The organism is Methylomonas sp. Uni0009, assembly GCF_054188105.3.
On record NZ_JBTAFN010000001.1, the window covers coordinates 382,309 to 396,483 of the forward strand.

A 14,175-nucleotide genomic window follows, 5' to 3' on the forward strand; every position below is an offset into this window, starting at 1 on the left:
TATGTCTGCCAATAACGAAATAGATTACGGAACTCCCGCGAGTTCGTCTGCAAATCAAGTCACTCTGGAAATCGACGGCCATAAGGTCACTGTCAATGCCGGCAGTTCCGTAATGCGCGCCGCCGCCGAAGCTGGGATCAGCATCCCTAAACTGTGTGCCACCGACAGCCTCGATCCCTTCGGCTCGTGCCGGATGTGTCTGGTACAAATCGAAGGCGCGCGCGGCTATCCAGCTTCCTGCACGACGCCAGTCGCGGACGGCATGAAGGTCTGTACCCAGAACGATAAGTTGGCCAGCATCAGACGCGGCATCGCCGAACTGTATATCTCCGACCATCCTTTAGACTGTCTGACCTGTGCCGCCAACGGCGACTGCGAACTGCAAGACACCGTCGGTCAAGTTGGCTTGCGTGAAGTCCGCTACGGCTTCGACGGCGAAAACCATCTGAATTCCGAAAAAGACACCAGCAATCCTTATTTCAGCTTTGATCCTTCGAAATGTATCGTTTGCTCGCGTTGCGTGCGCGCTTGCGAGGAAGTGCAAGGCACTTTCGCCCTAACTATCGACGGGCGAGGCTTCGACTCCAAAGTCTCTCCAGGCCAAAACCAGCCTTTCATGGAATCCGAATGCGTATCCTGCGGCGCTTGCGTACAAGCCTGCCCTACCGCGACGCTGATGGAAAAATCGGTGATCGACAACGGCGTCCCTGAGCACAGCACTATCACCACCTGCGCTTATTGCGGTGTTGGCTGCTCATTCAAAGCCGAAATGAAAGGCGAACAACTGGTGCGCATGGTGCCCGACAAAAACGGTCAGGCCAACCATGGTCACTCTTGCGTCAAAGGCCGTTTCGCGTTCGGTTATGCGACCCACAAAGACCGCATCACCACTCCCATGGTCCGGGAAAAAATTTCCGATCCTTGGCGCGAAGTCAGCTGGGAAGAAGCCATTAGCTTTGCTGCCAACAAATTGAAAGGTATCCAGGCCAAATACGGCAAAGACTCAATCGGCGGTATCACCTCGTCACGCTGCACCAACGAAGAAACCTATCTGGTGCAAAAATTAATCCGCGCCGGCTTCGGTAACAACAATGTCGACACCTGCGCCCGCGTTTGCCACTCACCGACCGGCTACGGATTGAAAAGCACATTTGGTGAGTCATCCGGCACCCAAACCTTTGACTCGGTCATGCAGTCCGATGTGATTATGGTAATCGGCGCCAACCCAACCGACGGCCACCCGGTATTCGGTTCGATGATGAAACGCCGCTTACGCCAAGGTGCGAAACTAATCGTGGTCGATCCACGCAGCATCGATTTGGTGAGCAATAGCCCGCATGTAAAAGCCGACTATCATCTGAAACTGCGCCCCGGCACCAACGTTGCGGTTGTCACTGCATTGGCTCACGTCATCGTCACCGAAGGCCTGGCGGACGAAAAATTTGCGTTGGAACGTTGCGATGTCGAGTCGTTTAACAAATGGAAAACCTTCGTTGCGCTGCCTCAGCATTCACCTGAAGCCGTTGCCGAATTGACCGGCGTGCCTGCCGAGAGCATGCGCGCGGCAGCCCGCTTGTACGCAACAGGCGGTAATGGTGCGATCTATTACGGCTTGGGCGTTACCGAACATAGCCAAGGCTCGACGACCGTCATAGGTATCGCCAATTTAGCGATGGCTACCGGCAATATCGGCCGCGACGGCGTCGGCGTCAATCCATTGCGCGGACAAAATAACGTGCAAGGCTCTTGCGATATGGGTTCGTTCCCGCACGAGTTCGTCGGCTACCGCCATGTTTCCGATTCGCAAACCCGCATTCAGTTCGAGACAGCTTGGAACGTAGCGCTGTCATCCGAACCCGGCTTACGCATCCCGAATATGTTTGCCGCCGCTATCGACGGCAGTTTCAAAGGCTTGTACGTACAAGGCGAAGACATCGCTCAGTCGGATCCAGACATAACGCACGTTCACCACGCGCTACGCGAACTGGAATGCTTAGTGGTACAAGACATTTTCCTGAACGAAACGGCCAAATTCGCCCACGTATTTTTACCGGGCTCCTCGTTCCTGGAAAAGAACGGCACGTTTACCAATGCCGAACGCCGGATTTCACCAGTTCGCAAAGTCATGACCCCACTGGGCGGTAAGGAAGACTGGGAAGTGACCCAGGACTTGTCCAACGCGCTGGGTTATCCGATGAATTACAGTCATCCTTCGGAAATCATGGATGAAATCGCGGCTCTAACACCGCAATTCGCCGGCGTCAGTTACGAAAAAATCGACGAAATGGGCAGCATCCAATGGCCTTGCAACGACGAAACCCCGGACGGCACGCCGATTATGCACGCCGATCACTTCGTCCGCGGCAAAGGTCGTTTCATGCTGACCGAATACGTTGCCACCGAAGAACGCACCAGCAGCAAGTATCCGTTGATCCTGACAACCGGCCGCATCTTGTCGCAATACAACGTTGGGGCGCAAACCCGCCGCACTGAAAACGTTGCTTGGCATGAAGAAGACCGTCTGGAATTGCACCCGCACGATGCCGAAGTCTTAGGCATCAGCGATGGCGATTGGTGCGGCGTGAAAAGTCGCTCCGGCGAAACGGTATTGCGCGCCAAGGTCACGAACCGCATGCAGCCGGGCGTGGTTTATACCACTTTCCATTTCCCGCATTCGGGCGCCAACGTTATCACCACGGATAACTCGGACTGGGCAACCAACTGTCCGGAATACAAGGTGACAGCGGTGCATGTCGCCAAAGTGGCGCAACCGTCGGCATGGCAACAGGAATACCAAGACTTTTCCGACAATCAGTTGTCTTTGCTGGAAAACCGCATCGCGGTCAACGAGTAAACCGCAACCGATTTATGGATGCAGTCTCAAGCGAACTGGGCTGGACCAGCTATCGAACCGGTACGTTCGATAGCTGGCGAGGGCCTATTCATACCGCGAAGGAAGATTATGTCGCCGAAGAAGTGCCAGTGGTGTTGGTCTACAACACCATCCCGCACGTGGTGATGTTGGCAACACCCCTTAATTTGGAAGATTTTGCGATGGGTTTCAGCCTGACCGAGGAAATCATCGGTCATCCATCCGAATTGCAATCCATACGTGTCGTACAACGCTCCAAAGGCGTTGAAGTCAGAATGACGATTCCGGAAGCCCGATTCGAGAAACTGCACGGCAAGGGCAAAAACATGACGGGCAGAACCGGTTGCGGTTTGTGCGGTGCCACTACGTTGGAACAAGCCATCCGCCACCCGCATCATGTCGGCCAAGGTTTAGCGCTTAGTGCACATCTATTGAGCAGCGGTTTCGCCGATATGGCCCAAAAACAATCTCTGAATTTATTGACCGGCGCGGTCCATGCGGCAGCGTGGCTGCATCCGGAACGCGGCATCGTTGCGGTTCGGGAAGATGTCGGCCGCCACAATGCGCTGGATAAACTGATCGGCTCATTAGCCAAAGCCAACTGCAATTTTGAAAATGGCTGGCTGCTAGTGACCAGCCGCGCCAGTTACGAAATGGTACAAAAAGCAGCCAGCGTTGGCATCACACTGCTGGCAGCCATCTCAGCACCTACCGCATTAGCGATTCAATTGGCGGAAGAGTGCGGACTGACTCTGGTCGGCTTCGCCCGTCACGAGAATCACATGATCTACACTCACCCTCATCGTTTACAACATTACCAAGAATCAGCCGCATAGAACATGGATAACCATAATCTCATTAAAATGGCCAATAACATTGGCGCTTTTTTTAAATCCGAACCCGACCGGGAATTGGCCATTAAAGGCGTTGAACAACATATCCGCAACTTTTGGGAACCGCGCATGCGTACGGCCATTATCGAATATGTGCAAAAAGGCGGTACGGAATTAATGGATATTGTGTCGGAAGCCGTATTGCATATTGCCAAATAATCTCTAGTTGGCTTGGCACTCAGCTGCAAATTACTTGAAATAAACGGTCAAGCTAATCACAGCTTTCCCCAAATAGGACCTATTTGGGGAAGTCTAGTCAGAAGTCCTTTGCTTAACGCGCGAACACCTTAGTCGGCGGCGCTAAGGGGCTGAACCTCAGCAGGCAAGGTCGTACCCAAATACTTATTCAATTGGCCTTTGCTCGCTAAAATCCGAAATTGCGAGAACAACTCGTCATATTTGGCATTGATATACGAACTTTTGGCGATATAGGCTTCGTTGAAGGTATCCAACAAGTCCAATAACGTCCGTTGCCCGATATTGAATTGCTGCTGATAAGCGCTGATAGTCTTCTCGCTGGAATCGACGTGCTGTTTAAAAAACTCCAGCTGACTTTTCACGGTTTGGTGAGCCACCCACGACAAACGCATGCTTTCAATCACCTGCCTATGCGTATTATCACGAATATCCTTGGCCTGATTGATCAACTGCGCGGTTTGCTCGCGGCGGGCCACATCCTTACCGCCGTTAAAAATGTTATAGCGCATGCGTAACATCGCGGTCATATCCGAGTTGGTACCGCGAATACCGTCCAGATTGTAGTTATGACTGACGCCGGTCTCAATATCAAAACGCGGAAAATAAGGCGCCATAGCCGTAGCATGTTGGGCAAATGCCGAATCGATATCGGAATTGGCCGATTTCAGAATAGGATGGTCGGCCAACGCTTCCTCTATAGCTTGATCAAGCGTCTGAGGTAATGCGGCTTCAGGGGACTGAATCGGCTGAATCCCTTCCGGCAGCATACCTATGACTCGCAAAAAACTGGTCTCGGCATCTTTCAAATTACCGATTTCGGACAACACATTCTTTTCCGCCAAAGCTACCCGGCCCATCGACTGGTCGACGTCAGCCCGCTTACCCACGCCGCGTTCACTACGCAGTTTGATTTGATCGTTGGTACCTTGATGACGTTGCAGATTTTCCTTAGCCAGATTCAACAACTCCTGACGTCGCAACACCTTGATATAGGCTTCAACACCATCAAGCGCGGTTATTTCCGACCGGCCAAATACGGTGTAGGCTCTTGAGTCGGTGCGAGCTTCTTGCCTCTCGACTTCATTCGGAGTGGCCAGACCATCAAACAACATTTGTCTGGCCAGAATCGCCCCTTCCTCCCTATGATAAAAAACCGAGCCGTCACCGCGGCCACGAGTGGTAGGGTTATTCGATTCTTCCCAGCCGATGCCGGCTGTGACATCCACCGTTGGGAAATAGCCGGCCTTGGCTTGGCCGATTTCCTCTTCAACCGCGCGGCGTTCTGATTTGGCAGCTTGGACTTGGGGATTTTCATCCAACACTTTCTGAATAGATTCTTGCAAACTCAACGCCTGGCTGCTGGATACACAGGCCAAATGCATGGCTATTCCTAAACTCAAACTCCTGCTGACTCTCATAACATTCCTCTCTGATATTGGTCGATTTCTTTTAACAATAGGGCTAATCTCAATCGGTCGTCGACATTCAATTTCCTAAAAATCGACGATAAATGCGCTTTTACAGTACGCTCGGAAATATTCATCGCAAAAGCAATACGCTTATTACTTTCGCCCTGCCGTATCATGTCCGCCACTTCCACTTCGCGCGCGGATAAACTAGCCAGTTGCTTTAGCTTTAGTTCGGTATCGATAGTATTAGGTGCAAGTTGTGGACGCCTGGCACTGGTCAACACACCAATGACCTTGGGCACCAAAGCCCGACGAATCCAAATATCGCCCGCCAAAATACAAGCTACCGCACGAGTTAAAAGCTCCGACGCTTCGGATTGTTCGCAATAGCCGGCGGCACCGTTAATCAGCACCTCGATCTGCTTATGTTCCGGCCAATCGCACCCCATCACCAGGAACCGGACTTTTTTGTTGGCAAAAACCGTTAACAAGCCGGCATCGTCATCCAGTTTTTTTGCATCGAAAATCACTGCATCGGCGGTATATTCACTGCGGATACTGTGCAGCATACTAACGTTATATTCCGCGATCAGCGCATGAGTCCACTGCGCCGTCAGCTGAGGATTATTGGAATAAATCAGTATGTTAGCCACAAATGTAATTGTTGTTATGAGTTATCGTTCTCTTAAAGCCCTATCCCTGGCTTTCAATATTGGCTTCAAGAGGTAATCAAGCACTGTTTTTTTTCCGGTTAAAATATCAACTTCCGCGGTCATCCCGGCAATAATTTCCAAACGTTCGCCGCCCTTTTCCAGGTAGTTTTTAGCGGTGCGCAAACGAATCAAGTAGTAACTGTCTTCATCTTTCTTTTCGCCGGGAATGCTGTCGGCACTGATATGTTCCAAAGAGGCCTCCAGGCCGCCGTAGATCGAAAAATCATAAGCGCTTAGTTTTACCACAGCTTTCTGCCCAGGGCGAAGAAAAGCAATGTCCGCCGGCCGAATTTTCGCTTCTATCAACAACTGATCTTCCAGCGGCACGATTTCCAGCAAATCCATGCCGGGTTGAATAACACCGCCCACCGTAGCCACCTTGATGCGTTTTACCGTGCCTTTTACCGGCGACAGCACTCTAGTACGGCTAACCCTATCTTCTAAAGCAACGGCAGATTCGGATGTACGATCCAGTTCCGCCTTCACCTCGTTCAACTCTTTCAAGGCTTCGGTTTTATAACGAATCTTGATCTCCGCTAATTTGTTACGCGCTTCGTCCAATGACGAACGTAGCCGCGGCATCGCCAGATTGGCAGAATTCAGCTCGCCCTTCAAATCGTTGGCAGCACGCTGCAAACGCAATAATTCAACTTGCGACATCGCCCCGTCAGCCACCAGCGGTTCAGACATCTTCACTTCGTCTTGCAATAATTTGTAGCTACGCGCCAACTGGTCACTTTTCGATTGAATTTCAATAATTTCCTGCTCTTTCTGCCGTACCTGCTCGGCGAAAATGTCGCTATTCGATCTTATTTCGCTCTGCTTGGAAACCAGCAATTGCCTGGCATTCTCGGCAATTTGCGGCGCGTTTTTCAAAACCTCTTCCGGAATCGCCAAGGGCGTGCCATTGACTTCGGCATTCAAGCGCGCGGTATTCGCCAGTAACTCGTAATACTTTAACTTGGCTTCCTTAAACGAGGAAGCAAAACGGACTTGATCGAGTTGCAGCAACACTTGATCCTTTTCCACCAATTGGCCTTCTTGAACCAATATTTCCGAAACGATACCACCCTCCAGATTCTGCACCACCTGGACCTGACTGGACGGTATGGTCTTGCCGTCACCACGTGTGACTTCGTCCAAGCTGGCAAATCCAGCCCAAACCAAGGCCACCACCACAAATGCCACCGAGGACCACAGGATTAAATGGCTTTGCAAGGGTAATTCGTAAAGATTGGCGGCGTTGACGTCGCTTAAAAAGCCCTGATCTTCGGCTCGATAGCGATGCTCAGCGCGCCACTCGGCTATTTTTTTCAACATATCAAATAGCCACCTTGATCTGTCCTTGGCGCAAGGCTTCCAGCACATGATCCTTGGGACCGTCGGCGACCATATGCCCGCCGTCCATTACGATCAATCTGTCCACCAAACTCAGCAACGACATGCGGTGCGTAACCAGTATCAGAGTCTGTTCGCCCAATTGCGCGGCAAACCGCTGTTTAAACGCCTCCTCGCTACTGTTGTCCATCGCGTTGGTCGGCTCATCCATAATAAATATGGATGGCGACAACAGCAAAGCTCTAGCCAGCGCAATACTCTGCCGCTGCCCACCGGACAGGGATGCACCGCGTTCGCCCACTTGCAAATCAAAACCCGCAGGATGTTTACTGACGAATTGATCCACACCGGCAATCGCCGCCGCTTTTAACACCGCAGCGTCATCGGCGTAGCGTGAACCCAAGACAATATTGTCCTTCACGCTGCCAAACATTAAGGCAATATCTTGCGGCACATAGCCGATTTGCCGGCGTAAATCGGAAGGATCGATTTGGCGAATATCGGTGCCGTCTATCAATATCGAACCCTCTTGCGCCTGATATAAACCCAGCATCAATTTTTCCAACGTACTCTTGCCGGAACCGATGCGGCCGATAAACCCCACGCGCTCACCAGCCTTGATCTTAAACGTTATGCCGTCCAGGGCCTTGACCGGTTGCTGCGGATAGCTGAAACGGACGTGCTTGAACTCTATCTCGCCCTTGAAACCCGGCCTATGCAAATAGTCCTTACCACTCTCGCGTTCCACCGGTAAGGCCATCATGCGGTTAAACGACCCCAAGGCGGTCACAGCTTGATGGTAACGGGTCAATAGTGCGGCGACCTGCCCCACCGGCGCCAAGGCCCGCGAGGTCAACATTGTGCAAGCCACCAAGCCGCCGGTCGTCAAATCGCCATCCGTAATCTGGTAGACACCGGCCACCACCACCAATACCGATGCCAATTGCTGTAGGAAAGCAGTCAAATTGACGGTTAAGCCGGCATAAAACCGCGACTTTAACCCCAGCCGGGCAATTTCGCCGACATTCTGTTCCCAACGGCGCTGCAATTGCCCTTCCGCACCGGCCGTTTTGATAGTTTCCAGATTGGACAGCGCTTCCACCAGTGTGGCATTTTTCTCGCCGCCGAATTTGAACATGGCGTTGATCGTGTTCTTTAACGGCGCCTGCAAGGCGATACCAATCAACATGGCCAACGGTAAAATCGCCAACGGAATCAAAGCCAAACTGCCGCCGACGCCATAAATAATCACTAAAAACAAAAACAAAAACGGCAAGTCGATCAATGTCACCAGCGTCGCCGAGGTCAAAAACTCGCGAAACGATTCGAATTCGCTCAGGTTGTTGGCAAATGCACCCACCGATGGCGGCCTGGCTTCCATGCGAATATTCATCAGTTTTTCAAAAATATTCGCCGACAAGATAATATCGGCGCGCTTACCGGCCGCATCGATAAAATAACTTCGCAGCAGCTTCATCGCCAATTCAAAGCCAAACACGATCAGCACGCCTACCGTCAGGACCCACAAGGTTTCCAGCGCGTGATTCGGCACCACGCGATCATACACATTCATGAAAAATAACGGCGCCGCCAAAGCGAACAGATTGATTAATACCGAGGCCGCCAACACTTCCGCATAAATCGGCCAAGATTTATACAGGACGTCCCAAAACCAATGTTTGACCTTAGGCACCGCCGATTCCGCGGTTCTGCCGTCAAAGCGATGCTGTAATTGCACAAAAAAAGCCGAACCGCTGTAACTGGCTTGCAGCTCCGCAAAGCTGACAGTCTTTTTGCCGCTCTCGGTTTCCGGCAACACTACCGTATAGCTGTCAGTATTCTTGGCGAGTAACACGCAGGCGTTGCCATCTTTAAGCAAAAGCACCGCCGGTAGCACCAAATTGGAAATTTTCTGCAAGGGCCTGCGCAACAAGCGGCTGGTCAAACCGGCGCGTTCAGCGGCTCGCGTAAACAAGGCCGGCGTTAATTTATTATCGACTAAGGGCAGCCCGGCCACCAAGGCCGTGGCGGTTTGCGGGATATGCAACAACTTGCAGACCGACAGCAAAGCCAACAATAAAGGATCGTCAAACGTGGAATCTGCTGGTCCGGATATCTGGCCGCTATCAGGCATGGAGGATGTGAGTAGAAGTTATAGTTCTTATAACGCTGAAACGCGCTACTGTACTTAAGTATTATAAAGCGCTGCCATTACAACTTAAAAAGCAATTTTATCAAAGCAAATTCAATCACCGGCACTAGGTGCATCACCGATAATTTCCCGTAACAAGGCGGTGGCATAGCTACCGGCGGGCAAATTGAAGCTCAACTTGAGTTGATTGTCCAACCACTGCCACTCCATATCTTGCGGCAATGAGCGCAAGGCCCGACGATCTGCTTCCAGATCAAACGCAAGCAATCTGTCGGCTACGGATGCGTTAGCGGCAATCACGGCACTTTCTATCGCACCGGCCTCAGCCGTAGCCGTCTTACAGCCACGACCCCACATGATCCCGGTGGGATGAATATCACCCTGTTCGACGCGAGCCGACAGACTGGCGTCGTTGGTATCGCCGGTAAAACAGCTATTACTACCGTCTAGCTTGAATACATCGCCACTTATCGCACGCTGCCAATTGGCTTGCTCGACGCGCCGGGCCAAGATCAAATTGAACAAATACGAACGCGCCGCTGATAAATATAGGGAACGCTGTTCCCGCTTGACCTTGGCACCAGCAAACATGGCCAGCGCGCGCTGGATATTTTGGCCATGATGCCCGAAACGCTGCGGGCCGAAGTAATTCGGATAACCCTGGGCTTTGACGTGTTGCAACTGCTTTTCGGCAAGTTCTTGATCGCCTGTCCAATTGCGGATCAGCAAGGTAAAGCGGTTGCCGGCCAATACGCCGCGCTTCAGTTTCCGGGCATGCCGGACCGTTTGCAAAACCTGCAACCGGTCGGTTTCGATAGCTGACCAATCCGGATCAGCCTTACCCGGCAACCACACGCTGAACCACTGACGGGTGCGACCGTGTCTATCCTTCAGACCAGCGTAGCTGACATCGTGCTGTCTGACACCGGCATGGCGAGCCAACTGCCGTGCCACATATTCGGTGTTTTCGCCGATTTTTTGGATATGCAGGAATATATGCTCGCCACTGCCTTCGGGCTCAAACGATAGAATTTCTTCGACGACGAAATCCTCAGGCTCGGTTTTGATGGCGCCGGTACCGGACGGGCCACCGTAGGCGTAAGGCCATTCGGGTAAACTAAATTCTGTCATGGGAGATTTGGTCAAGTTGTTGCAATACGAGTGCATGGATGCGGGAGGTATAGCGCCACAGGAGCTGTTGCCGAGACGGCACCCGACATATCAGGGTTGTTACCAATAAATTATCCGGAAACGCTACGCGCCCCCTGGCCGACCTAACCAAAATTTTCGTTGCCCTGCTTCAGCGTATCGCGCAACAAACCAAAATGTTCAGAAAATTAGCTTGGTTGAAAAAGTATAAAAAAAACACCTAACACAACAAAGAAGATTCCAACCTTAAAGGTAAGGTAGTGCGAGTGATAATACTCTTCCTCCGTAGTTGGCGGACGTGAGTCATTTTGCGCGTCTAAATACCCTTTAACTCCCCTTTTTTGCCTGCCGCTTAGCCAAGGAATCATCCCGGAGCTAATAAGGATAGTGATACCAAAAAGCACAATTCCGAAGCCGTCGCCATAGTGCTCGAAGCCATAAGCAATAAATTCGCTTATGGCGTCATTTCTACTCATAGTCGACTCCTTAATTTACAGAGCATCAACACCAAAAATCTGAGGGGACGCACCGCATACCGAACGAAGGCCGTAACGAAGACACTAGCCAGAAGGTGCGCGGTGAGTGCCTTCTGGCTAGATCAGCCACTAATAAGGTTTTTATTTCTCAATCAACACCACCACCTGCACCGCAATACCTTCCTTGCGCCCCTCGAAACCCAGTTTCTCGGTGGTAGTGGCTTTGACGTTGATGAAATCGACATCGACAGCCAAGTCGGCAGCGATGTTGGCGCGCATGGCCGGCACGTGCGGCAGCATTTTCGGTGCCTGGGCGATGATGGTCACATCGGCGTTGACTAATTTGTAGCCTTTTTCCTGAACGATTTTATAGACGTGGCGTAGCAATACGCGGCTGTCAGCGCCCTTGAATTCGGGGTCGGTGTCTGGAAAATGCTTGCCGATGTCGCCTAAAGCCGCCGCGCCGAGAATGGCGTCAGCTAGTGCATGCAGCACCACGTCGCCGTCGGAATGGGCTTCCAGGCCTTTTTCGTAGGGAATTTTTACGCCACCCAAAATGATGTGGTCGCCGTCGTTGAAACGGTGGACGTCGTAGCCTTGGCCGACTCGGATCATGCTTGTTGCTCCATATAAAATTGCGCCAGCGCCAGATCTTCCGGCCGGGTGATTTTGATGTTATCGGGACGGCCTTCGACAATTTTCGGCAGGAACCCCAACAATTCCAGCGCACTGGCTTCGTCGGTAATGGCCGGATTGCCTTCGGTTTGCTGCAAGGCGTCGCGCAACATGCCGTATTTGAACATTTGTGGGGTCAACGCCCGCCAGACATGTTTGCGATCTATCGTTGCAGTAATCGTGTCGCCGTCGACGTGCTTCAGCGTGTCGTGTGAAGACAGCGCCAGTATGCCGCCGACCGCATCGTCTTTTAGCGTGTCGATTTGCAGATGAATATCGGAGGCAGTCAGACAAGGCCGGGCGGCGTCATGCACCAACACCCAGTCGTCTTCGGCGGCCTGGCCTTGCAAAGACTTCAGCGCCGATAGTACCGAGTCGGCCCGCTCTTTCCCGCCAGGTGCGGTAATCACCTGCGGATGTTTAGACACATCCAACTCCGGCCAATACGGATCTTCAATGGATATTGCTACAGCCACGGCTTGAAAAGCGCCGGACTGCAATAATCGGTCTAAGGTATGTTCAATGACGGTTTTGCCGGCCAGCGGCAGATATTGTTTAGGGCGGTCGGCTTGCATGCGTTTGCCGACGCCGGCTGCCGGGACAACTGCCCAGCATTTAGGAGTTTGATTCATGCTCTACTCAAGCACTTGAAAGAAGGTTTCGTTTTCCTTGATCATGCCCAGCTCGTAGCGGGCGCGTTCTTCGATGGTTTCCAAGCCACGGCGCAAATCCAGTACCTCGGCATATAAGGAGTCGTTGCGTTCCTTTTTTTCCTGGGCTTCCTTGGTCAAGGTTTCCAGGCGTTCCCGATAATCGCTAATCTGCGAGACGCTGGCATCACCTAGCCACAACCGATACTGGAAGTGAACGATTAACAGGATGATGATGGCGATCAGGGTTTTAATGGCTACTCTCGATCTGTAAGATGGGTTGCGTCTAGAAGAACGCAACCCAACAATAAAGCAATTCGTTGGGTTACGGCTGCGCCTAACCCAACCTACGCTTCTTTATTTCAGCATTTTGAACGCGCTACGGCCGGCGTATTTAGCCTTTTCGCCCAACTCGTCTTCGATTTTCATCAAGCGGTTGTATTTGGCAACACGGTCGGAACGGCTCAATGAACCGGTTTTGATTTGGCCGGTGCCGGTCGCCACAACCAAGTCGGCAATGGTGGTGTCTTCGGTTTCACCTGAACGGTGAGAAACCACGGCGCTATAACCCGCAGCAGCAGCCATATCGATGGCCGCCAGGGTTTCGGTCAAGGTACCAATTTGGTTGACTTTGATCAGAATGGAGTTGGCGATGCCTTTCTCGATACCTTCTTTCAGGATGGCAGGGTTGGTCACGAACAAATCGTCGCCGACCAATTGAATTTTGCCGCCCAATTTTTCAGTTTCATATTTCCAGCCGTCCCAGTCGTTTTCATCCAAACCGTCTTCGATCGAAATGATGGGGTATTTATCTACCCAGGCAGCCAGGAAGTCGACCATTTCCGTGGAGTTAAAGCTGCGATTTTCCGCAGACAACACGTATTTGCCGTATTCGAAGTACTCGGAAGCCGCTGCATCCATACCCAAGTAGATGTCTTCACCCGCTTTATAGCCGGCTTTTTCGATCGCTTCCAGGATGACTTCGATAGCTTCTTCGTTAGAAGACAGGTTAGGCGCGAAACCGCCTTCATCGCCCACGGTGGTAGCCAAGCCGCGGCTTTTTAGTACCTTGGCCAGGTTATGAAATACTTCAGCGCCGTAACGGATCGCTTCGCGGAAAGTGGGGGCGCCAACAGGCAGAATCATGAACTCTTGCAAATCCACGCTGTTATCGGCGTGGGAGCCGCCGTTGATGATGTTCATCATCGGTACAGGCAGAATGAATTCGCCGGATTTGTTCAGGAATTTGTACAAGGGTACGCCGGCTTCTTGCGCAGCAGCACGGGCAGCAGCCATAGAAACGCCCAAAATGGCGTTAGCACCAATGCGGCTTTTGCTAGGAGTGCCGTCCAAGGCAATCATTTTTTCGTCCAATGCGGCTTGGTTGTTGGCATCCATACCCACCACAGCTTCACGGATTTCGGTGTTGACGAAGTTAACCGCTTTCAACACACCTTTGCCCAAATAACGGGCTTTATCACCGTCGCGCAACTCAATCGCTTCGCGTTCGCCGGTGGAGGCGCCGGATGGCACCATCGCAGTACCGACGATGCCGGATGCCAAATACACTTCCGCTTCTACAGTTGGGTTACCGCGTGAATCCAGAACTTCTCTTGCCTTTACGTCTACTATTCTTGCCATTATTTTGCC

The 14,175-nt window shown here is 52.0% G+C and carries 13 protein-coding genes; 3 read left to right on the forward strand and 10 right to left on the reverse strand.

Going from position 1 to position 14,175, the window contains the following annotated elements; genetic code table 11:
- Position 1 precedes the first annotated feature (1 nt).
- Genes fdhF through ACWAU0_RS01815 form a run of 3 tightly spaced genes read left to right on the forward strand, consistent with a single transcriptional unit; the run spans position 2 to position 3,924 of the window.
- Positions 2–2,854 carry a formate dehydrogenase subunit alpha gene (gene fdhF / locus ACWAU0_RS01805; RefSeq protein WP_458138136.1) on the forward strand — a complete coding sequence of 951 codons (2,853 nt, stop codon included), beginning with the start codon at positions 2–4 and terminating at the stop codon, positions 2,852–2,854.
- Positions 2,855–2,868: 14 nt separating this feature from the next.
- The gene (gene fdhD / locus ACWAU0_RS01810; protein WP_319961213.1) at positions 2,869–3,708 is read left to right on the forward strand and encodes a formate dehydrogenase accessory sulfurtransferase FdhD; all 840 of its coding nucleotides are present in this window, start codon (positions 2,869–2,871) and stop codon (positions 3,706–3,708) included.
- 27 nt (positions 3,709–3,735) lie between these two features.
- A complete protein-coding gene (locus ACWAU0_RS01815; protein ID WP_346015188.1) occupies positions 3,736–3,924 on the forward strand; it encodes a formate dehydrogenase subunit delta in 189 nt (62 codons plus the stop codon).
- Between the two features lie 128 nt (positions 3,925–4,052).
- On the opposite strand, the gene ACWAU0_RS01820 is transcribed toward ACWAU0_RS01815, so the two are convergent.
- The 10 genes from ACWAU0_RS01820 to eno all read right to left on the reverse strand — a co-directional run bounded on the left by ACWAU0_RS01820 (position 4,053) and on the right by eno (position 14,166).
- Entirely contained in the window at positions 4,053–5,381 is a 1,329-nt protein-coding gene (locus ACWAU0_RS01820; protein WP_051670413.1) for a TolC family outer membrane protein, read from the reverse strand.
- Positions 5,378–6,025, reverse strand: a complete 648-nt coding sequence (locus ACWAU0_RS01825; protein WP_458138137.1) for a response regulator transcription factor — start codon at positions 6,023–6,025, stop codon at positions 5,378–5,380. The genes ACWAU0_RS01820 and ACWAU0_RS01825 overlap by 4 nt, the downstream gene beginning before the upstream one ends.
- A 21-nt stretch (positions 6,026–6,046) precedes the next feature.
- Positions 6,047–7,405: an HlyD family type I secretion periplasmic adaptor subunit gene (locus tag ACWAU0_RS01830; protein WP_458138138.1), complete on the reverse strand. Its 1,359-nt coding sequence runs from the start codon at positions 7,403–7,405 to the stop codon at positions 6,047–6,049.
- Between the two features lies 1 nt (position 7,406).
- Positions 7,407–9,557, reverse strand: coding sequence for a type I secretion system permease/ATPase (locus ACWAU0_RS01835; RefSeq protein ID WP_458138139.1), 2,151 nt, complete (start codon positions 9,555–9,557; stop codon positions 7,407–7,409).
- 111 nt (positions 9,558–9,668) lie between these two features.
- Positions 9,669–10,706, reverse strand: coding sequence for a tRNA pseudouridine(13) synthase TruD (gene truD / locus ACWAU0_RS01840; RefSeq protein WP_458138140.1), 1,038 nt, complete (start codon positions 10,704–10,706; stop codon positions 9,669–9,671).
- 206 nt (positions 10,707–10,912) lie between these two features.
- Positions 10,913–11,200, reverse strand: coding sequence for a hypothetical protein (locus ACWAU0_RS01845; RefSeq protein ID WP_101051828.1), 288 nt, complete (start codon positions 11,198–11,200; stop codon positions 10,913–10,915).
- Between the two features lie 141 nt (positions 11,201–11,341).
- The gene (ispF, locus tag ACWAU0_RS01850; protein WP_445366795.1) at positions 11,342–11,815 is read right to left on the reverse strand and encodes a 2-C-methyl-D-erythritol 2,4-cyclodiphosphate synthase; all 474 of its coding nucleotides are present in this window, start codon (positions 11,813–11,815) and stop codon (positions 11,342–11,344) included.
- On the reverse strand, positions 11,812–12,507 hold the full coding sequence (gene ispD, locus ACWAU0_RS01855; RefSeq protein WP_458138141.1) for a 2-C-methyl-D-erythritol 4-phosphate cytidylyltransferase: 696 nt from the start codon (positions 12,505–12,507) through the stop codon (positions 11,812–11,814). The genes ispF and ispD overlap by 4 nt, the downstream gene beginning before the upstream one ends.
- Before the next feature lie 3 nt (positions 12,508–12,510).
- Complete coding sequence (locus ACWAU0_RS01860) at positions 12,511–12,825, reverse strand: septum formation initiator family protein (protein ID WP_503428539.1); 315 nt, start codon at positions 12,823–12,825, stop codon at positions 12,511–12,513.
- A 57-nt stretch (positions 12,826–12,882) separates the two neighbouring features.
- On the reverse strand, positions 12,883–14,166 hold the full coding sequence (eno, locus tag ACWAU0_RS01865) for a phosphopyruvate hydratase (RefSeq protein WP_458138142.1): 1,284 nt from the start codon (positions 14,164–14,166) through the stop codon (positions 12,883–12,885).
- Positions 14,167–14,175 lie beyond the last annotated feature (9 nt).